Below are 22485 nucleotides of genomic sequence, written 5' to 3' on the forward strand. Positions count from 1 at the left end.
TGTCAATTCAAGTTGCAAATGCACCAGCGAGGGCAGTAGCAAAGACCTCAGCGGGCGTCCGGTAGTCTAAACACTTGCGGGGGCGGTTATTTAGCCGATCGACTGCCTTCTGTACCGCCTCTTCTTTGACACTGCGGAAGGTTGTACCCCGGGGAAAGTACTGCCGCAGTAGCCCATTGAAGTTCTCGTTAGTTCCGCGCTGCCAGGGAGAATGCGCGTCGCAGAAATATGTCGTCAGTCCTGTTTGAGCTTCCAGTTCTTTGAAACACGCCATCTCGGAACCGTTGTCCACCGTCAATGTCTTTCGCAAGTCCTCGGGGATTAACCGCATTTCCGCAGTGATGGCAGCGTTGAAGGAGGCAGCCGTTTTATCCTCGGTTCTTGCCGCCACAAGAAATCGACTCTTTCGCTCGACGCACGTGGCAAGAGCAGGCTTGCCCGAGGAACCCGACACCATATCCCCTTCCCAGTCGCCAAAGCGTTCACGAGAGGTGACCTCCTCGGGGCGATCGGCAATGCCGACACGTTCAGGAAAGAAGCGCTTTCCTTTCCCGTAGAGCTTCTGCTGCCGGCGACGGCTGCGACCTCTCCTAAGGTGCTTGTGAATGGTGCTTCCCTGGCGAGTTGCGGTATAGACCCAAGCATATATGGCTTCGACGCTGATCCGCATTCGGTCGTCGTCGGGGTAGTCAATCTGAATTCGGTTAGCAATCTGCTCCGGGGACCAATCGTTACGCAGTTTCTTGTCGACGTATTTCACGAGAGGATCATGCTCTTGACGACGAAAATGCCTCGGCTGTTTGCGCCGCGTATCGGCCTTCTTCTGGGCCGTCTGGCCTCGGTAGCCACTAAGGGACCTGTTCCGCCTGATCTCCCGGGTTATCGATGAATGGGCCCGATTGAGAGCAGCGGCGATATCTCTGCTGCTCATGTCCTGGCCGAGAAAAATTTCAATGCACGAGCGTTCTTCTGCGCTAAGATGCTTGTGGGGCACGGTGGGTTCTCCTTCTGAGGTTTGGTCGTTGGCGCTTCCAAACTACCAGAAAAACTCACTGTGTCCCTTCTTTTTTACCCCTCCTTCAGGGTGGTGCATTTTGAATTAGAATTCATCCATGGTCTTGCGATTCAATCAGGGCCTTGTCTTTTAGTGATCGCTATCCCGATAGCAGCGTCAAGATAATCGGCCTTTATAACGCTACCTCCCCTAGCAACGCACATTTCGTCGTGCCAGTCGTTATTAAATTGAATTACCGCAAAGGTACCTTGGAAGTGGATAAGAGTTTGACGAAGAAGTTCGAGGATAAAGTGGTCGAGACTATAAAAGCAGCCCGCGCCATTTTGAAAAAATGATAGGCTGTTTGGCACAAGGCTTCTGTGCGAATAAAAAAAGCCCGCTCACCTGTAGGAGTTGAGCGGGCTTTGCCGTCTTGCATTCTTACGTGCTTTAGGACAGGTTCCACAGGAACATTTCCCACATGTCTTTCCAGCTCTTGCCGATCTCGGAGACGACGGTGGGCTCGAAGCCGCAGTGCATCATGCACTGGGCGCAACGCGGGTCTTTGCCGACGCCGTACTTGTCCCACTCGGTCTTCTCCATCATCTCCTTGAAGCTTCCATAGTGGGCGTCGGTGATCAGGTAGCAGGGGGCCTTCCAACCCTGCGGGTTCCTGGTCGGGTTCCCCCACGGGGTACACTGGAGCTCCTTCTCGCCCTTCAAAAAGCGGAGATACATCGGGGTGGAGAAGAACGGGAAGCGCTTGCTCATCTCGAAGACCTGCTCGAACTTCTTCTGGATCTCGCGGCGCTCCAAAAAGAGCTTCTCGCCTACCGCCTCGTAGCCGAAGCCCGGCGCCACCAGGAAGCCGTCGACGCCCATCTCTTTGAGGTGCGAGAAGAGCATCTCGATCTCGACAAGGTCGGTCTCCTTGAAGATGGTGGTGTTGGTGCAGAGCCTGAAGCCCAACTGCTTGGCCTTCTTGATGGCGCTCATGGCGATCTTGAAGGTGCCGGGACGCTCGAGGATCCGGTCGTGGGTCTCTTCCATGCCGTCCATGTGGACGTTCAGGACGAAGTTCGGGTGCGGCTTCATCTTGTCGAGCGCCTTCTCGAGCAACAGCGCGTTGGTGCAGAGATAGATGTGCTTGCCACGCTCGAGGACCGCCTCGATCAGCTCGAAGATGTGGGGATAGAGGAACGGCTCGCCGCCGGTAATGGTCACTACCGGTGCCGGGCACTCGTCCACGGAGGCCAGGCACTCCTCAAGGCTCATCATCGCCTGGATGGTGTCGGCGTACTCACGGATCCTGCCGCAGCCGGAGCAGGCAAGGTTGCAAAGATGGGTCGGCTCAAGCATCAGCACCAGCGGATACTTGTCGTTCTTCTTCATCTTGTTGGAGACGATGTATTTGGTCAGGTCATAGTTGAGTCGCATCGGGAAACGCATGGTTTTCTTTCCTTACCTTACTTCGAGTCGTTGAGTGCCATTACAGGCCAGGCTCCCTTGCGGGAAAAGCGCGGCGCATTTATTACACGATAAAACGGGACGAGTCAAAGGGTTAATGGGGCGCCCTATGACCGGTCCCGTTTGTTCTTTGTCGCCGTACTGGATTACTTCACGCGGGCCAGTTGCTGACGGCCGCCTTCTTCGGCCTTCCTGACGAAGGCTTCGGTGGATTCGGCGATCCCGGCGCCGTCGATCCCGAGATCTCTCCTGAGTTCCGCCTGGCTGCCGTGCTCGACGAAGTGATCCGGTATCCCGAGCCGCTTCACGCGGATGGAGGAGAGCCCGGAGTCGTAGATCGCCTCGAGTACGGCGCTGCCGAAGCCGCCCTGCAGCGAGTTCTCCTCGACGGTGACGATGCAGCCGCTCTTCTTCGCCTCGCCAAGGATCAGCGCGGTGTCGAGCGGCTTCACGAAGCGGGCGTTGACCACCCCGGCGGAGATCCCTTTCTCCTTGAGAAGCTCGGCGGCTTCCAGGGCAGGATAGACGGTGGAGCCGATGGCCACCAGGGTGACGTCGCTTCCTTCCAGGAGCAGTTCCCCCTTGCCGATCTCGAGTTCCTTGATCTCCTTGTCCATCGCGACCCCGAAACCTGCGCCGCGCGGGTAGCGAAGGGAAACCGGACGGCCGAGGTAGATGGCGGTCTTCAGCATGTGCTGCAGCTCGTTCTCGTCCTTGGGCGCCATCACGGTCAATTCCGGCAGGTGCCTTAGGTACGAGATGTCGAAGGCGCCGTGGTGAGTCGGGCCGTCGTCGCCGACCAGCCCCGCGCGGTCGAGCGCCAGGGTGACGCCGAGTTTTTGCAGGCAGATGTCGTGGAACACCTGGTCGTAGGCGCGCTGCAGGAAGGTCGAGTAGATGGCCGCCACCGGACGGAACCCTTCCGCGGCAAGCCCCGCCGCGAAGGTGAGGCCGTGCTGCTCGGCGATGCCGACGTCGAAGAAACGGTCGGGGTAGGCCTTGGCGAAGGGGGAGAGCCCGGTGCCGTCCGGCATGGCGGCGGTGATGGCGACGATCTTCTTGTCGGTAGCCCCCAGCTTCACCAGCGTCTCGCCGAACACCTGGGTGTAGGAGGGGGGAGCCGGCTTGGCGGGCGCCGCGCTGGCAGGCTTCACCGGGGCGATGCCGTGGAACTTGTCGGGAGTCTGCTCGGCCGGCGGATACCCTTTCCCCTTCTTGGTCATCACGTGGAGAAGGATCGGCCCTTCCAGGTGCCTCACGTTCTCCAGCACGCCGATCATGGTGGGGATGTCGTGGCCGGGAAGGGGGCCGACGTACTCGAAGCCGAGCGCTTCGAACAGTGTCCCCGGGGTCAGGAACCCCTTCAGGGTGTTCTCGGCCTTCTTGGCGAAGTGCAGGATGTTCCCGCCGATGGCCGGGATGGAGGAGATGAGCCCTTCCATCTCCTTCTTGAGGCCGCGGTAGTAGCCGCCGGTCATCTTCCTGGAGATGAAGGAGGATAGCGCCCCCACGTTCTTGGAGATCGACATCTCGTTGTCGTTTAGGACCACGATCAGGTTCGTTCTGAGATGCCCCGCCTGGTTCAGGGCCTCGAAGGCCATGCCGCCGGTGAGCGAGCCGTCGCCGATCACCGCGATGGCGCGGCTGTCGTCGCCGGAAAGTGCGTGGGCGACCGCCATCCCGAGTCCCGCCGAGATCGAGGTGGAGGAGTGCCCGACGCCGAAGGCGTCATGGGGAGACTCGCTTCGCTTCGGGAAACCGCTCAGCCCCTTGTAGCAGCGCTGGGTGTGGAAGCGGTCGCGGCGGCCGGTGAGGATCTTGTGGGTGTAGGCCTGGTGGCCGACGTCCCAGACGATGTTGTCCACCGGGGAGTTGAAGCAGTAGTGAAGGGCGATGGAGAGCTCGACGCAGCCGAGGTTGGAGGCGAGGTGCCCGCCGGTCTTGGGGACGGTCTCCAGAAGGAACTCGCGCACTTCGTCGGCGAGCTTCACCAGTTCGTCGGTCTTGAGCTTCTTCAGGTCACCGGGACCATTGATCTTGGAAAGGAGCTTGTACATGTATCGACCCGTACTTAGAGAAAAGGAAAAAATAGGTGAACGCACTATATGCAGGAGGGCGCTGCCTCAACGGAGGCGCCAACCTGGGCAGCTGGTGGCGACGAAAACCTCCCTCACCCGGCCTTCGGCCACCCTCTCCCGGGGGGAGAGGGTATAGGGGGGGACGTAGGGAGGCTACTTCGCGTAGCCGTGGCTGCGGAACCAATCGACCGCGCGCTCCAAGGATCCCTTGATCGGGGTGAGCGGGAGCCCCAGTTCGGCTACCGCCTTGGACGGGTCAAAGTACATGAATTTTTTTGCCATCTGCACCCCGGCGAGCGGGATGAGCGGCTCCTTCCCGGTCACGGCCGAGATCGCCTCGTTCACATAGGCTGCGGCCAGGATGGGGTAGTAGGGGAGCCTGACCTTGGGGGCCTTAAGACCGGTGATCTCGGAAAGCAGGGTGAAGATGCGGGCCAGGGTCAGGTTCTCGTTGCCGAGGATGTACTTCTCCCCGATCCTTCCCTTTTCAGCCGCGAGCAGGTGCCCCCGCGCGCAGGTCTCGACGTCGATCAGGTTCAATCCGGTGTCGAGATAGGCCGGCATCTTTCCGTTCAAAAAATCGACGATGATCTTCCCGGTCGGGGTCGGCTTGATGTCCATCGGCCCCACCGGGGTGGAGGGATTGACGATCACCAGGGGAAGCCCATTCTCGATCAACCCCTCGGCGGCACGCTCGGCCAGGAACTTGCTCTTCTTGTAGTCCCCGACCATCTGCCCGAAATCCACCGGGGTGGACTCGGTCCCGGGAGTGCCGTCCCCCGGGTTCCCCAGCGTTCCGACGCTGGAGGTATAGACGACCTTTTCGACACCTGCTTCGAGGGCGGCGGTGAGGATCCTGGTGGTCCCCCCGACGTTGGCATCGTACATGGAAGCAGGGTTCTTCGTCCAGAGCCGGTAATCGGCGGCGGCGTGGAAGAGCCGACCGCAGCCGGCCAGGCCCCGGGTAAGCGACGCCTGGTCGGAGAGGTCACCCTCGAAGATCTCCACCTCGAGACCGTCGAGGTTTCTCCGGTCGGAGCCGGGGCGGGCGAGCACCCGCACCTCCACTCCGTCCTTCAGAAGCTCCCGGACGATGCTGGCACCTATGAAACCGGTGGCCCCGGTGACGAACGCTTTCACGGCCTAAGCCTACTCCTTGCCCGCGGTCTGCTCGCGGTAGGTGCCGAGCGCCATCAGCGGGAAGCAGTTGCGGTAGATGTGGTACTTGATCATGAAGTATTTGGGGAACCCGGTGCCGGTGTACTGGGTCTCGTCCCAGGTGCCGTCGGCCTTCTGGGTGGAGATCAGGTACTGGATGCCGCGGGTCACCGCCGACGAGTTCGCCTCGCCCGCCGCCATCAGGGCCAACAGCGCCCAGCCGGTCTGGGAGGCGGTGCTCTCGCCGATACCCATCAGGGTGCGGTCGTGGTACGACTCGCAGGTCTCGCCCCAGCCGCCGTCGATGTTCTGGTGCGACTTGATCCAGTTCACCGCCTTGCGGATGTAGGGCTGGGTCATGTCCTCGCCGATCGCCTGCAGGCCGCAAAGAACCGACCAGGTGCCGTAGAGGTAGTTGACACCCCAGCGTCCCCACCAGCACCCCTCCGGCTCCTGGGTGGTCTTCAGGAAGTCCAGGGCGCGGACGGCGGCGTCGTAGTTCTTCGAGTAGCCGAAGTTCCCCATCAGCTCCAGCATGCGGCCGGTCAGGTCCGCGGTCGGGGGATCGATCAGCGCCTCCAGGTCGGCGAAGGGGATCTTGTTCAGGAGGTACTTGGTGTTGTCCTTGTCGAAGGCGCCCCAGCCGCCGTTCTTGCTCTGCATCCCCAGGCACCAGTTGATGCCGCGCTTGATGGCACCTTCCATGTGCTTTCGGTCTTTGACCTTGATCCCCTTGAGGGCCATCATCACGAAGCCGGAGTCGTCGACGTCCGGATACCAGTCGTTGAGGAATTCGAAGGCCCAGCCCCCCGCCTCGAGTTCCGGTGCCTTGATCTTCCAGTCGCCCGGCTTCCTCACTTCCTTGTCGAGGAGCCACTGGGCGGCCTTGACGAGCGACGGGTGGTCGTTGGGGACCCCGGCGTCGGTGAGCGCCTTCAGGGCGAGCGCGGTGTCCCAGACCGGCGAGATGCAGGACTGCAAAACGAGCTGGTCGTCGCTCTCGATGCAGAAGTTGGCCAGTGCCTCCATCCCGCGCACGATGACCGGGTGGTCGTTCGGGTACCCGAGCGCGTTCAGGCAGAGGATGGCGTTCAGCATGGCCGGCTGGATACCGCCCCAGTCGCCGGTATTCTCCTGGTGATCGAGCACCCACTTCTCGGCTACCGCCATCGCCCGCTTCTTGAAGGGACGGATCGGGCTTCTCTCGTAGACCTTCAGCATGTGGTCCACGCCGATGAAGAAGTTCTTCCAGGTGAGGATCCCGTCTTCCTTGGTAAAGGTATAATCGATGGGGCGCGGGGGCCTCACGAAGAGCTCCTGCACGCGCATGGAGGGGGGAAGCTTCTTCACCGGACGGTTGGTCATCACCACCGAAAGCGGGATGATGGTGGCCCGGGCCCAGCTGGAGAGCTCGTACATGTTGAAGTAGGCCCAGTTGGGGAGGAGCATGAGCTCCACCGGCATGCTCGGGACCCCGAACCAGGCGAACTCACCGAAAAGGGCCAGGAAGATCTTGGTGAAGACGCGGGTCTTGATGATCCCGCCGTGCTCCAGCACGAAGGCGCGCGCCTTCTGCATGGCCGGGTGTTCGGCCGGGTAGCCGGCGAGTTTCAGCGCGAAGTAGGCCTCCACCGTGGTGGAGAGATCGCCGGGGCCGCCGAAGTAGATGGTCCAGGAGCCGTCCTCGGTCTGCTTGGAGAGGAGGTAGTTGGCCATCTTGCGCTGTTTCTCGTGGTCGACCAGACCCAGGAAGTGAAACAGCATGATATATTCGGCGGTGATGGTAGTGTTCGATTCGAGCTCGGCCCACCAGTACCCCTGCGGGAGCTGCTCTCTGAAAAAGAAATCCCTGCTTGCTTCGATCGCTACGTCGAGTTGGGTCTGCGCGCTCCCCGGCTTCCGCTTCCAGATGGAAGGGGGAAGCCGGTGTACCTTGGCTCCCTGGTTCTGGCCGACGACCTTCTCCGGTTCGACGGCGGGCCCGTTGAATGAAGTTAGTGCGGGTGATATGGGGTGCTTGAAGGGGGATGTCACCACAAACTCCTTTTGGTGGATTGGCGTAAGTTCATGCAGTGTATCGGTTTTAATGCTAGTTACAAGCTGGCAGAAATACCATAACTTTGCTCAAAGGTACACCCTTTTTTGATCGCGGATTGCCTATGTATCTATTAAATCGTCGGTTTCGCTGCCGAATCTTGATTTAGCCCCCAATGGTGTGCTAGGTTGCATCTCTTTGACCCGGGGCAAAGGAAGGCAGGATAACTATGAACGAAAACGCGAAATCGCGGAGCGCACTCTTTTCCCTCTCGTCGAGACATCCCTGGCTGGTCGTGTTGGTGGCCTTGGTACTGTCGGCGCTCTCTCTTGTGTATACCTCACAGCGGATGGAGTTTCTCACCGGCCGGGATGACCTGATGCCGAAGAACACATCCTTCAACCGTGACTATCAGGCCTATCGTGCTGAGTTCGGCGACCCCGAAGACATAGTGGCGGTCATCGAAAGCCAGGACGCCGAGAAGGCCGGCGCCTTCGGCCAGAAGCTCTTCGACGCCCTTTCCGCCGACAAAGAGCACTTCGCCCAGGTCTTCTATCCCTACGCGCTCCCCTTCTTCCGGGACAACGGCCTGCTCTTCATGCCGCTTTCCGACCTAAAGGAGCTCCACCGGAACATCACCCTGGCCACCCCGGCCCTGAAGGAGCTCTCCAGGTCGCCGTCGGTGCAGACCCTCTTCACCTACATGACGAGGACCATGGACGCCTACGTCGCCGGGGACAACTCGAAGCTTCCCGAGATCGTCTTCATGCTCGACAAGCTTGGGACCGGCTTCTCCACCTTCGGTGCGGCGGGGGGGGCTCCCCCCTCCATCGAGGGGATGTTCATGAGCCAGGATTCCTCCTTCGCCAAGGCGGGCAAGCAGCAGATCCTGACCGCGCTCCCGGTGAGAAAGATGACCGGCTTCGTCCCGGCCCAGGCCGCCATCGCCAAGGTGCGCGCCGAGGTGGCCAAGCTCCGGAAGCTTCCCGAGTTCAAGGGGGTAACGGTCGGCCTCACCGGCTCGCCGGTCCTCGAGAACGAGGAGATGACCACCAGCCAGCGGGACATCTCCATCGCCACCGTGGTGTCGCTCGCGCTCACCGTGGTGCTCCTGCTTCTGGCCTTCCGCGGGGTGCTCAACGTCTTCGCCGCCATGATCTCCCTTCTGGTCGCCATCTCGCTCTCCTTCGGGTTCGCCACCGCCGCGGTCGGCCACCTGAACATCCTCTCCATGGTGTTCGCCATCATGCTGATCGGGATCGGGATCGAGTACGGGATCCAGCTTGTGCTCCGCTACCAGGAGGAGCTCCGGCTTGGGCAGCAGGAGCTGGACGCCATCGGCATCGGCCTTCAGCGTAACGTCTGGGCGATCGTGATGGCCGCCGCCACCGTGGCCGCCGCCTTTTTGACCTTCGTCTTCACCGATTTCCGCGGCATCGCCGAACTGGGGATCATCGCCGCCGGCGGGGTCGCCATCTGCGTCGCGGTGACCTTCACCGTGCTCCCCGCCATGCTGGTCCTGCTGGCCCGCTGGAGAAAGCCGCGCCGGGTTGCCCACGCCGAATCCGCCCCGCGCTTTCCCCGGCTCTCCATGCTCCTCTTCGGGCATCCCCGTTTCGTGATCGCGGCCACCGCCGTTCTCTGCGCCGCGTCGCTCTATCCGCTGTCGAAGATCTCCTTCGACTACAACCTCATGAACCTGCAGGCCAAGGGGCTCCAGTCGGTGACCTACGCCTACAAGCTCATGAGCAGCAAGGAGAACGCGGGCTACTTCGCCGTGGCCACCGCCAACAACCCTGCCGAGGCCGCCGAGAAGACCAAGAAGCTGGAGGCGCTTCCCACCGTGGACCACGTGGTGAGCATCAACACCTTCGTCCCCGACCAGCAGCCCGAGAAGCTCGCCGAGCTGGCCGCCATTCGGCAGGAGCTCGACCAGGTCAAGCCGCAGAAGTACGAGCCGGAGCTCTCCCTCATGGAGCTCCCCCGCGTCTTCGAGGATTTCAGGAACGCGGTGGTGAAGGTCAAGGCCAGGCTCGAGCAGCAACGGCGCCCGGAGGCCAAGCCGGTCGGCAAGTTCCTCACCGTGCTCGACGCTTTCTTCGCCAAGCTCGACAAGGAGCGCGACAAGAACGCGGTCGGGATGCTGCAGGATTTCCAGGGGGGGATGTTCGCCGAGCTCCCGGAAAAGATCGCCCTCTTGAAACAGAGCCTGAACGCCCACCCGGTCGGCGACCAGGACATCCCGGCGGACCTGCGGGCGCGCTTCGTCGGCAAGACCGGCAAGCTCATGCTCCAGGTGGCGCCCAAGAACGAGATCTTCGACCTGAAACCGCTCAAGGCCTTCCTTGACGACGTGAGAAGGATCGAGCCCCATGCCACCGGCGAACCGGTCATGGTGTACGAGTCGATGACCATCATGCGCGACGCCTACCGGATGGCCTTCATCTATGCCTTCGTGGCCATCGTCGGGATCCTGCTGGTCGCCTTCCGGAGCATCAAGTTCGCCCTCATCGGCCTCGTGCCGCTGGTGGTGGGGATACTCTTCATGGTGGCCGGGATGTGGATCTTCGGGATCAGCTTCAACTCCGCCAACATCATCGTCATGCCGCTCGTCCTGGGGATTGCGGTCGACTCCGGCATCTACATCATCAACCGCTTCCGGCGCGAGGACGAGAGCGCCGCCACCGTGGTGACCTCCAGTACCGGCGTGGGGGTCCTTCTCAACACCCTCACCATCATGGCAAGCTTCGGAGCTTTGATGGTGGCGCACCACCAGGGAGTTTTCTCCATCGGCGCCGTCATGTCGCTCGGCATGGTCGCCTGCCAGATCGCCTTCATGATCACCCTCCCCGCCGTGCTCGAACTGGCGGGGAAGAAGTAGGGGCGGCCGTGGCGGCGGAAGCCAGGGAAGCGAGGGGGGAATTGCGGGGGGCGGTGCCGCTTTCCCATTTCCTGCTCGCCGGGCACGTTAGCGCGGGGGAGCTGGCGGTCGATGCCACTTGCGGCAACGGCGGCGACACCGCACTCCTGGCCGAGCTGGTAGGGGAGGGGGGGCGCGTCTGGGCCTTTGACCTGCAGCGGGTGGCCATCGAGGCGACTCGTGCGCTCTTGGAGGAGAAGGGGCTGGCCGGGCGGGTGGAACTCGTTCAGGCCGGGCACGAGGAACTTTCAGGGTTCGTGCCGGAGGGGCTCTCGGCGGTGGTCTTCAACCTCGGGTACCTTCCCGGCGGAGATTGCTCGCTGGTGACCTCCCCGGAATCGACTGTTGCGGCGCTCGGGCAGGCGGCTTCCCTTTTGAAGCCGGCGGGGATAATCACCGTTGCCCTCTACACCGGGCATCCCGGCGGGCCGGAGGAAGCGCAGGCGGTAGAGGAGTGGGCGGCCGCGCTCGACCCGCGCCGCTTTAACGTCTGGACGAGCCGCCAGATGAACCGTTCCAAGGTGGCACCGTATTTGGTGTGGGTGGAAAAAGTCTAAACCTTCCCTCACCCCTGCCCCTCTCCCCCAATGGGGGCGAGGGAATATTGAATAACCCCTCCCCTTTACGGGAAGGCCTCCAGATTAAACCCTCGCCCCCATTGGGGGAGAGGGTGGCCGAAGGTCTCCAGAATATACCCTCGCCCCCGTTGGGGGAGAGGGTGGCCGAAGGCCGGGTGAGGGCAGTTTTTAAGCTCGTCTTTTAGAGGTACTCGATGCTCCGCAATGTTTTACCATTCATCGCCACCGCGCCGGCCATGGTGTATGCCGGGTTGACCTATTACTGCGGCCGGAGCTTCTTCGGCAGCCGGAAGCCCCTTCCCGGCTACACGCCGCCGGTCTCCATCCTCAAGCCGGTCAAGGGAATGGATGGCGAGAGCTTCGAAAACTTCTCCTCTTTCTGCCGCCAGGAGTACCCCGAGTACCAGATCGTCTTCGCCGTCGCCTCCACCACCGACCCCGTCATCTCGGTGATCAGGGAGGTGGTGGCCGCCTTCCCCGAGGTCGACATCGAGCTCGTCATCGACGGCGGCATCCACGGGGCCAACTACAAGGTCTGCAACCTCATGCACGCCCGTGCCAAGGCCAGGCACCCCTTCCTCATCGTCTGCGACAGCGACATCCGCGTCCGTCCCACCTACCTGGCCGAGGTCATGGCCCCCTTCGCCGACCCCGAGGTGGGGCTCGTCACCTCCCTCTACCGCACCTCCGGCGTCCAAGGGGTAGGCTGCGCTGTCGAGGCGCTCGGCTTCTCCTGCGAGATGGTCCCCAACGTCATGGCGGCGGTCAAGCTGGAAGGGCTGAGCTTCGCCCTGGGGGCATCGATGGCGGTACGCCAGAGCGCGCTCGACAAGATCGGCGGCTTCGAGGCGCTGGTCGACTACCTGGCCGACGACTACCAGCTCGGCAACATGATCCACCGCGCCGGCTTCAAGCTTGAGCTCTCCCCCTACTTCGTCGAGAGCATCATGAAGGGGAGCGAATCGGTCTCCGAGGTGCTCGTGCGGCAGCTGCGCTGGGGGCGGACCATGCGGGTCTCCCGTCCCGGCGGGTATCTCGCTTCCGGCATCACGCTGCCCTTCCCGGGAGCACTCGCGGCTCTCCTTCTCTCCGGCTTCTCGGCGGCCGGCTTCGCGGCGGCGGCGCTTCTCTACCTGGTCCGCAGCCTGGCGTGCCTGGGTTACAGCCGCGCCTACGTCAAGGATCGGCTCCTTCCCGGCTGGCTTTGGCTGTTGCCGATCCGGGACGCGTTATCGTTCGGGGTCTGGGCGCTCTCCTTGGTGGGAAACCGTGTCCTCTGGCGGGGGCACCTGTTCCAGTTGAACCGGGGCGGGAAGATCGTCGAGATAGGGTAGGTGAGATAGCGTAGGTCGCGTTGAGGTACGAAACGCGACGGCCTCCACGGGGATCGTTGCGTTTCACGAAGAAGCCGTTCAACGCAACCTACACGATGGCCGATTGTTATTTCCGGAAAAGCCAGAGGATGAAGGATAGGACGATGGAGACGATGATGCTTGTGGCGAGCGGGAAGTAGAAGGTGAAGTTCTCCCGCTTGACATAGATGTCGCCGGGAAGCCGGCCGAGCCAGGGGATGCGGCCGGCCAGGGTCAGGATCACGCCGATAAGGGCGATGACAAGACCGATAACGATGAGCGATTTACCGAATTGAGGCATGGACGATACCTTCTTGTTCTAACTTCAAAAACCACCCTCACCCGGCCTTCGGCCACCCTCTCCCCCAAGGGGGCGAGGGTAATGTGGGCGCGGCCTTCGGCCACCCTCTCCCTTTTTTTTCAACTCCCCTCGCCCCCACTGGGGGAGAGGGGCAGGGGTGAGGGAAGGTTTTCGGAACCTATTTTCTCACATAGCGGTCTTTTTCGCTGTAGATGCAGCCGCAATACTTCTGCCGATAGAGCCCCATCTCCTTCGAAAGATCGATCCCGTCCTGCCACCCACGCCTGAAATCGTCGTAGTGGAACTTCACCCCGTAGCGCTCTCCCAGTTTCTCCCCGAACTCCCTGATCAGATCGTGATTTTGGTACCTGCTGTAGAGAAGCGTCGAGGAAAAGGCGGGAAATCCCTGCTCGGCCGCCGTCTTGGCGGTCTCCTCCAGCCGGGAGTGGTAGCAGTAGCCGCAACGCGATTGCGGATTGCCGGCGACGTTGGCAAGGAACTCTTCGAGGAGGTACTCGTTTCGGTAGATGACCTCGAGCTCGATCATCCCGGCGTATTCGCGGACGGCGTTTCTTCGGGCGCGGAACTCGGTGTAGGGATGGATGTTGTGGTTGAAGAAGAAGCCGGTGACCTCTGCGCCGCCTGACCTCAGTTCCTTGACTGGGTAGACGGCGCAGGGGCCGCAGCAGATGTGCAGAAGTAGTTTCATGTTCCCCTTACGGACGGGTGCCGCTCGGCATGAGGTAGTTGATGGCGTTGGTCTTGGTGGCCGCGGTTATGGTGCCGGCGACCGGCACGCTGTTGATGGCCGCCGCCACGTCGTTGCCGAACGAGCCGTAGTAGATCCAGTCGATGCTGTCGTAGATGATCCGCTTCACGTACAGCGGGTTGTGGGCGAAGGCGCCGGTGTCGTTGGAGAGCCAGCCGTAGTTGAAGGCGACCCCCATGGTGTTGGCGCCGCCGCCGGGCCAGGCCGCGTTGTAGTTGGAGTTACGGTTGGGGAGCGAGACGACCTTGCCGGTGCGGAGCTTGTTGAGGATCGCCATGGCCGCCTGGAACCCGGCCTTGCGGGTGTTGTAGGTGGTGAGGTCGAGGCTGTTCGCCCCGGTGTGGCAGGAGGCGCAGTTAGCCGGCAGGGCGGTGACCGCCCCGGTGGTGTCGAAGGTCACCGGCAGGAACAGGTGCGAATGGCTGTTCTTCATGTGGCAGGTGACGCAGGGGCCGCTGGTGCCGGTCCCCTTGAAGTTGGCCTGGCCGACCTGCCAGTGCTGGAAGCCGAGGTTGGTGTAGTCGAGACCCGGGAACTCGTAACCGCCGACCTGGAACAGCGTGATGCCGGAGGCGCGGTCGTGGGCGCTCGGGGCATTGGTGTTGCTGAAATCCATCCCGGCGGCGGCCGCGTCCTTGACCATGCGGCCGATGCCGCGGCCGGTGTGGCACGGCATGCAGACGTTGGAGTCGCCCAGGTCGGGGAAGGTGACCGGGTTGTTGTTCAGTTTCACGGTCGGCGATGCATTGGAGGAGGAGAAGTTGTAGTAGATCACCGCGGCCGGGACGTTTCTCACCTGGTACCCGTAGGCGCGTCCGTGGCCGTCGTCATGGCAGGCATCGCAGCCGGTGACTTCCTTGGTCTTGTCCGGTGACGGGGTGTCGGCCGGCTGGGCCTGTCCGGCCGGTACCTGGACCGGGGCGTTCTGCACCACCTGGGCGCCGGGGCCGGCGAAGGGGGCCTGGTCGGTGAAGCCGCTGGTGACGAACTTGATAAAGCCGGTGGTGGTGTGGCAGCGCTCGCAGAAGTACTGGAAGGTGGTGGCCACCGGCTGGTAGGTGCCGCGGGTCTTGAAGTCGTAGTTGGTGCGGGCCTTGGTCACGTTGCCGTGCCCGGAGTCGGCCCAGTCCGCGTTCACCTGGCGGGCGGAGGTCGGGTCGTGCGGGTTGTGGCACTTATTGCAGTTGTTGATGTAGAGGGAGCTCACGTAGCTCGCCCGGTAATTGTTCTGGGCAAGGCTCGCGGTCATGTTCCCGAAGTGGTTGGGGGAGAGGGTGACCATGATGTCGCCCGGGTGGTTGAGCCCGTGGCATTTGCCGCATTTGCCGGAGGCGTCCGGGTTGATGACCACCGAGAATCCCCCGCCGGCGTGGCACTTGTTGCAGAGGTTCGGGTGTCCCGCGTCGGGCTCGTGGCAATCGGCGCACCCCGCACCGTTGTTGGTGTTGTGGGTGGAGGCCAGCCACTCGTTGACGATCAGTGCCCCGGTTCCCGGCGAGGTCATCGCGCCGTGACAGGCGACCTGCATGCAGGTCTGGGAGACACTCAGCTTTGACTGTGTCGGCTGAACAGTGCTCGGGCCGCTTCCACAGCCGGAAAGGAGAAAAGTCATCGACATCAGCAGTACAATGCATTTCAAAAACATGGAAAAAGCCTCCCCCAGCGATTTGGTCGCTATATATACCACCAACAAGCACAAAATAGTAAGCAAAAATATGAGTAAGCCTTCACCGGCATGAAAAATGATTTCTGGGACCGTGTTTTGTTAAGTTGACTTCACACTACCAATATAGTAATAATCGCCCCTGATTATTTAACGGCTGTCTATTGCCCCGCGGGCTAAGCCCATTCCGCGGCTTTCGAATGAGATAGTTTTAATTTTTTGAGACATCGTTAATTGCATCAGGAGACCGCCATGTTGCTCCGGAAAAGCCGCGTTGCCATTGTAATTCTTGCTGGGGTGCTTGCAGCTCCCTTCGTGAAGCCGGACCGGGCGGACGCCATTCCCGCTTTCAGCCGTCAGCACAAGACCGAGTGTTCCACCTGCCACACCATCTATCCCGAATTGAACGAGTTCGGCGAGGCCTTCCTGAGGAACAACTACGTCTACCCCGGCAAGAAGGGCGCTGCCAAGGCGGCGACCGAGGGGAAGGATTCCAAGAGCGAATGGGCGTTGCTTTCCGGCCTGCCGGAGATGATCCCGGTTTCCTTCACCGCCACCGTCGACGCGGCCTATGACCGGGACGCCTTCGACGGCAACGAGCTCGACCTCTCCGCCCGTTCCCTGAGGCTGCAGGCCGGCGGCACCTTCCGCGACGCGGCGGCCTTCTTCGTCACCTACAACCTGTACACCCAGGGCGCCCAGACCGGCCCCGTCGCCAACAACCCGACCGTCAACGCCAACACCCCTCCCAACAACAACCCCAACATCAGCGAGCTGTTCCTGGTCTGGAGGGAGGCCTTGGGGACCCCGATCAACGTGAAAGTGGGGCGGATGGAACCCAACGTGTCGCTCTGGAAGCGGAGCAACAAGGTCATCGTCGTTCCCCCCTACGCCTCAACCTCCTACCTGGTCGGGAGCTCCCCCTTCTCTGTCGATGCGCCGGAAGACGCCCTGGAGATCAACGGGGTGCTCGGGAACCGGCTCTTCTTCGCCGGCGGCGTGGTGGACCGAAACGGCCAGAACCAAAACGACGGCTACGGCCGCCTGGCCCTGAAGATCGGCGGAACCGACTACAAGGGTGAGGAGCCCGAGATCGATCTCGACAACGAGAGCGTGTGGGACTACCTGGCCATCACCCTGGGCGCCTACGGTTACAAGGGGCGTAACGGCGACTTCGACCAGATCGGCATCGCCCGCAACATGAACAGCTTCTACCGTGCCGGCGGCGAGATCGACATCCTCTACAAGAGGCTCCACCTGAAGGGGAGCGGCAGCTTCGGCCGGGACGCCAACCCGCTCTTCTCCGCCACTCCGACCGCGCTGGAGACCCACGCCTACAGCGTCGAAGGGGAATACTACCTCGGCGCCCCCATCAACCTGGTCCCCCTTTTCCGTTACGACTTCCAGGAAGGGGTGGACGGCGCCACCAGGCGCTACATCCCGGCCATCGCCTACACCCCGTTGCAAAACACCAAGCTGTCGCTTGAGTACATCTTCACCGATGCCCCGACCGGCATCAACCGGACCGCCCTCGCCTCGCTGGCTTTCAGCCTCTAGCGTCCGGGCGGGTATCGCACCTAAAAAGGAGAGACCACATGAAGAAGGTACTGGTCACCATGCTTCTCATCGCCCTTTCGGCCACCGCCGCCCAGGCCGGACTGAGAGTCGTCGGCAGGGGGGCCGAGAGGCAGTTCGATCCCTCCAGCTTTCCACCGGCCATGAAGGCCGACTACGAGGTGGTGCGCGTCAAGTGCGTCAAGTGCCACACCCTCGAGCGGCTGGTGGTCGCGGTCCAGACCGGGGTGGCCCCGATCTCCGGTCAGCCCTTCGACCGCAGCGCCACCAAGGCCTACGGCATCAAGATGCTGAGAAAGCCCGACTCCAACATGACCAAGGCCCAGGTCAAACAGGCCGTCGATCTCATGAACTACCTTCTGAGCGAAGCGGAGCGCTGATTTCATGAAGAAACTAAAGCTGCGCAGCCGCCTGCTCATGGCCTTCATGGTCATGGCCCTCTTGGTGGTGATCACCGGAAGCTTCGGGGTCGTCACCGTGAAAAGGGTGGGGGGGCAGATCCAGAACATCCTCGAGCAGCTCTCCAAGGAGCAGAAGCAGGTTCTCCTGATGGCGGTGACCCAGAAGTACTGCCACGTGAGCCTGATGCAGGCCGCCCTGGTGCGTTCCGAGAAGGACAAGTTCGAGGATTACGTCGAGGATTACCACACCAAGCGTGACCTGCTGCAGAGCCAGGCCCAGGTGCTTCTGAACGGTAACGTCAAGCTCGGCATCAAGCCCGCCGTCAAGGGTGGTTCCATCGAGCAGCGGACCAAGAAATTCCTCGCCAGCTGGGACGAGTTCGAAAAGGTGGCCGACAAGCTCGTCGAGCACAAGCGCGCCATCTTGGGGAGCGGCTCCTCGCTTACCGACGACACCCTCCACCGGCTGGCCAACGAGGACATCTCCGACGCCAACGACAAGGCCAAGGCCGACCTGGACGACATCCTTTTGGAAGTCGGCAACCAGATGAACCAGGCCAACTCCCAGGTCACCCAGATCCAGCGGACCTCGGTGGGGGTCTTCGTGCTGGTCATCCTGCTCGCCATCGCGGTGGCGGTAGGGCTCGGGCTCAGCATCACCCGCAACATCGTTACCCGGGTCAAGATCCTGCTGGACGCGGTGAACAGGGGATCGGAAGGGGATCTCACCTGCAAGGTCGAGATGGATGCCTACGACGAGATCGGCACCCTCGGGGCGGACTTCAACGAGATGACCGGGAAGCTCTCCGGGATGATGGGGAAGGTCTCCCGCTCGTCGGCCGAACTGGCCGCCGTCTCGGAGACCATGTCCAAGGCCTCCCACTCGGTGGTGGCCTCGGCCAAGACCCAGGCGGAGAGCGTGGCCAAGACTTCGGCTGCCATCGTGCAGATCAACACCTCCATCAAGGGGGTCGCGGAAGGGGTCGATTCCCTCTCGGCCTCCGCCTCGGAGAGCTCCTCCTCCATCCTGGAGATGGCCTCCAGCGTCGAGGAGGTCGTGCAGAGCATGGAGAACCTCTCCCAGTCGGTCAACGAGGTCTCCTCCTCGATCGTCGAGATGGGGGTATCCATCAAGGAAGTCGGCAACGGCGTGGTGAGCCTGATGGAAGTCGCCACCGCCACCGCCTCCTCCGTCATGCAGATGGACAGCTCCATCAAGCAGGTGGAAAGAAACGCCAACGAGACCGCCTCCATCTCGGCCGCGGTCCGCATGGACGCCGAGACCGGCCGCGAGTCGGTGGAGGCGATGATCAACGGTATGCAGGAGATCAAGCGCTCCTCCCAGATCACCAGCGAGGTCATCACCACCCTCTCCGAGCGGGCCACCGATATCGGCGAGATCCTCTCGGTCATTGACGAGGTGGCCGAGCAGACCAACCTTTTGGCCTTGAACGCCGCCATCATCGCGGCGCAGGCGGGCGAGCACGGCAAGGGCTTTGCCGTGGTGGCCGACGAGATCAAGGAACTCTCCGAAAGGACCTCGGCCTCCACCCGCGAAATCGCCCAGGTGATCCGCGGCGTCCAGGACGAGACCGCTCGGGCCGTCGAGGCGATCGAGCAGGCCGAGCAGAGCATCAGCGACGGCGAGATCCTCTCCGAGAAGTCGGGCGAGGCGCTCCACAAGATCGTGCTGGGGGTCAACGAGGCGACCGCCCAGGTGGCGGAGATCGCCCGCACCACCGTCGAGCAGGCCAAGGGTAGCCAGATGATCCGCGAGGCCATGGAGCAGGTCTCCGAGATGGTATCCCAGATCGCCAAGGCCACCCGCGAGCAGGGCCAGGGGAGCGAGATGATCATGGGGGCGGTGGAGAACATGAAGACCCTCACCTCCCAGGTGCTCTCCTCCACCCGCGAGCAGAACAAGGTCGGTGGCCTGATCGCCAAGAGCACCGAGAGCATCACCGAGATGATCTCCCACATAAAAAGGGCCTGCGACGAGCAGACCCGCGGTTCCGAGCAGATCGTGAGCTCTGTGGACGAGATCCAGGCAGCCACCGACGCCAACCTGGGTGCCACCCGCGTCATGGACGAGGGGGTCAACAAGCTCTTCCGCCAGACCGAGCTCCTGAGAAAAGAGATCGACGGCTTCAAGATCTGAGCCTGACGGTCGGGCCACCATCGGTTAGCACCACACCGCAACTCCCCCCACAACGTCCCCCCCTTTGCCAAGGGGGACCGGGGGGATTTGCCTTTTCGACGCAAAAATGCTAATCCGGCTATGCACCATCGCTCCCCTCCGCCAGTTCCTCCCTCCCCTTCGCGGGGAGCGCCGGGTGAGGATGGGGGGGCCGGGCCGGGAAGAGCATGGCCTAACCAATTCACCGATGCCCCCTCCCGTTAGCGGGGCGGGCGCCTTAGGAGCAACCATGGGCAGGATTGCCGAGACGTTCACGACCTTGAAACAGAAGGGGGAAAAGGCCCTGGTGACCTTCATCACCGCGGGCGACCCCGACCTTGCCACCACCGAAGAGGCGGTGCTGGAGTTGGAGAAGGCGGGGGCCGACATCATCGAGCTCGGCGTGCCGTTCTCCGATCCGATGGCCGACGGCCCGACCATCCAGCTCTCCTCCGAGCGCGCCCTGGCCGGGGGGACCACCCTGCCGGCCATCCTGGAGCTCGTCAAGAGGCTCAGGACCCGGACCCAGGTCCCCATCCTCCTCATGGGGTACTACAACCCGATCTTCGCCTACGGGGCCGACCGTTTCGCGGCCGACGCCCAGGCTGCGGGGGTCGACGCCCTGCTGGTGGTGGATCTTCCCCCCGAAGAGGCGGCCGAGCTGAAGGAAGCGACCGACCGCCACCACCTCGACGTCATTTTCCTCCTCACCCCGACCTCCGACCAGTCGAGGATCGACACCGTCTCCAGGCTCGGCAGCGGCTTCATCTACTACGTCTCGGTGACCGGAGTCACCGGAGCCCGCAGCTCCGTGGCCGACACCCTGGCCTCCCGGGTGAGCGAGGTCCGCGCCGCCGTCACGCTGCCGCTGGTGGTCGGCTTCGGCATATCCGATCCCTCCCAGGCCGGTGCGGTGGCCAGGAACGCCGACGGCGTCGTGGTCGGCAGCGCCTTGGTGAAGCTCTTCGAGAAGTACCAGGGCGCCGAGCTCGTCAAGGCACTCGGCACCTTCGTTTCCGCGCTGAAAGAAGGGGTCCGCTCGGCCTCCGCCTAGTGAGATATAGAAATTTCCGTAACTTAGCGCAATGCGCGTACCCTTTTGTTTGACATGCCTTGTTCTATCTGGTAAAAAACACGGCCAGTTTTTCAACACGAAAAGGATGGGGAACTCCCCTTAAGAGGACAGAGATATGGCTTGGTTTAAAAGAGACAATCCGCCGAAGGCGAAGTCGGCCGATCCCCGGGTGAAGGTACCCGAGGGGCTGTGGACCAAATGTGTCAGCTGCAACGCCACCGTTTACACCAAGGACATAGAGAGCAACCTCAACGTCTGCCCCAAGTGCAACCACCACTACCGGGTCTCCGCCAGGAAGAGGATCGAACTCCTGACGGACCTCGGGAGCTTCGTAGAGTCCGATGCCGGGATGGTGTCGGTGGACTGCCTCAACTTCAAGGACTCCAAGAGCTACCAGGATCGTATCGATGCCGCGGTGGCCAAGGGGGGGAGCAAGGACGCCATCATCTGCGGCTCCGGCCTGATCGACGGTACCCCGGTCGAGATCTGCGTGTTCGACTTCTCCTTCATGGGGGGGAGCATGGGGAGCGTGGTGGGTGAGAAGATCACCCGCGGCATCGAGCGCGCGCTCGAGAAGCGCACCCCGGTCATCATCGTCTCCGCTTCCGGCGGCGCCAGGATGCAGGAGAGCATCCTCTCGCTGATGCAGATGGCGAAGACCTCCGCGGCGCTCGCCAAGCTCAAGGAGCAGGGTCTTCCTTTCGTCTCCATCCTGACCGACCCGACCACCGGCGGGGTCACCGCCAGCTTCGCCATGCTCGGCGACATCAACATGTCCGAGCCCAAGGCGCTGATCGGTTTCGCCGGTCCCCGCGTCATCGAGCAGACCATCCGCCAGAAGCTCCCCGAAGGGTTCCAGCGCGCCGAGTACCTGCTCGACCACGGCATGGTGGACGTCATCGTCGACCGGAGCAAGATGAAGCAGCAGCTTTCCAGCATCCTGAAGATGCTGTACCGTCAGTAGCCGCAGGGGGCCGGAACGCCGCAAGGCTGAAGCACCAGCGAGGGCGCCCCGTTTACACCGGCGGCGCCCTTTTGCTTTTGCAGGTTTTCCCCTGTATCCAATATCCCCTCGCCCCTTTAGGGGAGAGGGGATATCGGAGGGCCTTCGGCCACCCTCCCCCAATGGGGGCGAGGGTCTAGTGGAGTGGCCTTCGGCCTCCTGAAAACACGAAGTGCCTGCCTCGCGTTCCCTCCCCTTCAAGGGGAGGGACAGGGTGAGGATGGGGTAAAAAAGGATCCTCCATGATTTCTCTCTCGCATCTCGCCATGTTTTCCGCCACCTCGGTCATCCTCGCCTTTACCCCCGGGCCCGACATCCTCTACGTGATGACCCGCGGCATGGCGCAGGGGAAGAAGGCCGCCCTTTCCGCCGCGGCCGGCTTCGCCCTCGGCAACTTCGTCCATACCTTCTTCGCCATCGTCGGACTCTCGGCGCTCATCGCCTCCTCGTCCGTCGCCTTTACCTGCATCAAGCTGGCCGGTGCCGCCTATCTCATCTACCTCGGCGTCAGGATGCTCAGAAGCGGGGCGGCCCTCTCTCCCGACGCCAAACTGGCCCGTCTCGAGTGCCGGGTCATCTTCCGCCAGAGCATCCTGGCCAACGTGATGAACCCGAAGGTCGCCCTGTTCTTCCTCGCCTTTTTCCCGCAGTTCCTCGAGCGCGAGAAGGGAGGCGTCGCCCTGCAGATGCTGACCCTCGGGACCACCTTCGTCGTGCTGACCATGATCTGCTTCGGAACGGTGGCCTTTCTCTCCGGCGAGATCGGCCGCTGGATCAAGCGCTCCTCCGCCTCGCAGGGACGCATCGGCCAGGTTGCCGGCACCGTCCTCATTGCCCTCGGCCTGAGGCTCGCCTGGCCCGAACGGTGGTAATTGAGTAAATATACCCTGGCCCTCTCCCCCGATGGGGGAGAGGGGTGTTTAAGTAGGGGAGGGTGGCC

17 protein-coding genes are annotated in these 22485 nt (G+C 62.4%); 9 read left to right on the plus strand and 8 right to left on the minus strand.

From position 1 onward, the window contains the following. Nucleotides 1-7: 7 nt before the first annotated feature. The 5 genes from ACYVL5_RS06625 to shc form a co-directional block, all read right to left on the minus strand. Nucleotides 8-994 carry an IS30 family transposase gene (locus ACYVL5_RS06625; protein ID WP_460594766.1) on the minus strand — a complete coding sequence of 329 codons (987 nt, stop codon included), beginning with the start codon at nt 992-994 and terminating at the stop codon, nt 8-10. 450 nt (nt 995-1444) lie between these two features. Continuing rightward, the gene (gene hpnH, locus ACYVL5_RS06630) at nt 1445-2443 is read right to left on the minus strand and encodes an adenosyl-hopene transferase HpnH (RefSeq protein WP_460594767.1); all 999 of its coding nucleotides are present in this window, start codon (nt 2441-2443) and stop codon (nt 1445-1447) included. Nucleotides 2444-2607: 164 nt separating this feature from the next. Beyond that, nucleotides 2608-4518, minus strand: coding sequence for a 1-deoxy-D-xylulose-5-phosphate synthase (dxs, locus tag ACYVL5_RS06635; protein ID WP_460594768.1), 1911 nt, complete (start codon nt 4516-4518; stop codon nt 2608-2610). 174 nt (nt 4519-4692) lie between these two features. After that, a complete protein-coding gene (gene hpnA, locus ACYVL5_RS06640) occupies nt 4693-5679 on the minus strand; it encodes an NAD-dependent epimerase/dehydratase family protein (RefSeq protein WP_460594769.1) in 987 nt (328 codons plus the stop codon). Between the two features lie 9 nt (nt 5680-5688). After that, on the minus strand, nt 5689-7731 hold the full coding sequence (gene shc, locus ACYVL5_RS06645) for a squalene--hopene cyclase (protein WP_460594770.1): 2043 nt from the start codon (nt 7729-7731) through the stop codon (nt 5689-5691). Nucleotides 7732-7961: 230 nt separating this feature from the next. Between shc and ACYVL5_RS06650 the strand changes: the two genes are divergently transcribed. The 3 genes from ACYVL5_RS06650 to hpnI all read left to right on the plus strand — a co-directional run bounded on the left by ACYVL5_RS06650 (nt 7962) and on the right by hpnI (nt 12564). Beyond that, a complete protein-coding gene (locus ACYVL5_RS06650; protein WP_460594771.1) occupies nt 7962-10613 on the plus strand; it encodes an MMPL family transporter in 2652 nt (883 codons plus the stop codon). 8 nt (nt 10614-10621) lie between these two features. Next, nucleotides 10622-11209, plus strand: coding sequence for a class I SAM-dependent methyltransferase (mnmM, locus tag ACYVL5_RS06655; RefSeq protein WP_460594772.1), 588 nt, complete (start codon nt 10622-10624; stop codon nt 11207-11209). A gap of 215 nt (nt 11210-11424) precedes the next feature. Further along, entirely contained in the window at nt 11425-12564 is a 1140-nt protein-coding gene (gene hpnI, locus ACYVL5_RS06660; RefSeq protein WP_460594773.1) for a bacteriohopanetetrol glucosamine biosynthesis glycosyltransferase HpnI, read from the plus strand. Nucleotides 12565-12670: 106 nt separating this feature from the next. On the opposite strand, the gene ACYVL5_RS06665 is transcribed toward hpnI, so the two are convergent. The 3 genes from ACYVL5_RS06665 to ACYVL5_RS06675 all read right to left on the minus strand — a co-directional run bounded on the left by ACYVL5_RS06665 (nt 12671) and on the right by ACYVL5_RS06675 (nt 15297). Next, the gene (locus ACYVL5_RS06665; RefSeq protein WP_460594774.1) at nt 12671-12883 is read right to left on the minus strand and encodes a DUF2905 domain-containing protein; all 213 of its coding nucleotides are present in this window, start codon (nt 12881-12883) and stop codon (nt 12671-12673) included. A 178-nt stretch (nt 12884-13061) separates the two neighbouring features. Beyond that, entirely contained in the window at nt 13062-13592 is a 531-nt protein-coding gene (locus ACYVL5_RS06670) for an epoxyqueuosine reductase QueH (RefSeq protein ID WP_460594775.1), read from the minus strand. A gap of 7 nt (nt 13593-13599) precedes the next feature. Next, the gene (locus tag ACYVL5_RS06675) at nt 13600-15297 is read right to left on the minus strand and encodes a cytochrome C (protein ID WP_460594776.1); all 1698 of its coding nucleotides are present in this window, start codon (nt 15295-15297) and stop codon (nt 13600-13602) included. Nucleotides 15298-15567: 270 nt separating this feature from the next. Here ACYVL5_RS06675 and ACYVL5_RS06680 point away from each other — a divergent pair, with 270 nt between their 5' ends. The 6 genes from ACYVL5_RS06680 to ACYVL5_RS06705 all read left to right on the plus strand — a co-directional run bounded on the left by ACYVL5_RS06680 (nt 15568) and on the right by ACYVL5_RS06705 (nt 22417). Continuing rightward, on the plus strand, nt 15568-16872 hold the full coding sequence (locus tag ACYVL5_RS06680) for a cytochrome C (protein WP_460594777.1): 1305 nt from the start codon (nt 15568-15570) through the stop codon (nt 16870-16872). 38 nt (nt 16873-16910) lie between these two features. Beyond that, a complete protein-coding gene (locus tag ACYVL5_RS06685; RefSeq protein WP_460594778.1) occupies nt 16911-17270 on the plus strand; it encodes a cytochrome C in 360 nt (119 codons plus the stop codon). A 4-nt stretch (nt 17271-17274) separates the two neighbouring features. After that, entirely contained in the window at nt 17275-19449 is a 2175-nt protein-coding gene (locus ACYVL5_RS06690; RefSeq protein WP_460594779.1) for a methyl-accepting chemotaxis protein, read from the plus strand. A 268-nt stretch (nt 19450-19717) separates the two neighbouring features. Beyond that, on the plus strand, nt 19718-20521 hold the full coding sequence (trpA, locus tag ACYVL5_RS06695; RefSeq protein WP_460594780.1) for a tryptophan synthase subunit alpha: 804 nt from the start codon (nt 19718-19720) through the stop codon (nt 20519-20521). A gap of 136 nt (nt 20522-20657) precedes the next feature. Then, nucleotides 20658-21506 carry an acetyl-CoA carboxylase carboxyltransferase subunit beta gene (gene accD / locus ACYVL5_RS06700; RefSeq protein WP_460594781.1) on the plus strand — a complete coding sequence of 283 codons (849 nt, stop codon included), beginning with the start codon at nt 20658-20660 and terminating at the stop codon, nt 21504-21506. Nucleotides 21507-21787: 281 nt separating this feature from the next. Further along, on the plus strand, nt 21788-22417 hold the full coding sequence (locus ACYVL5_RS06705; protein ID WP_460594782.1) for a LysE family translocator: 630 nt from the start codon (nt 21788-21790) through the stop codon (nt 22415-22417). Nucleotides 22418-22485 lie beyond the last annotated feature (68 nt).

The organism is Geomonas sp. Red276 (genome assembly GCF_054784495.1).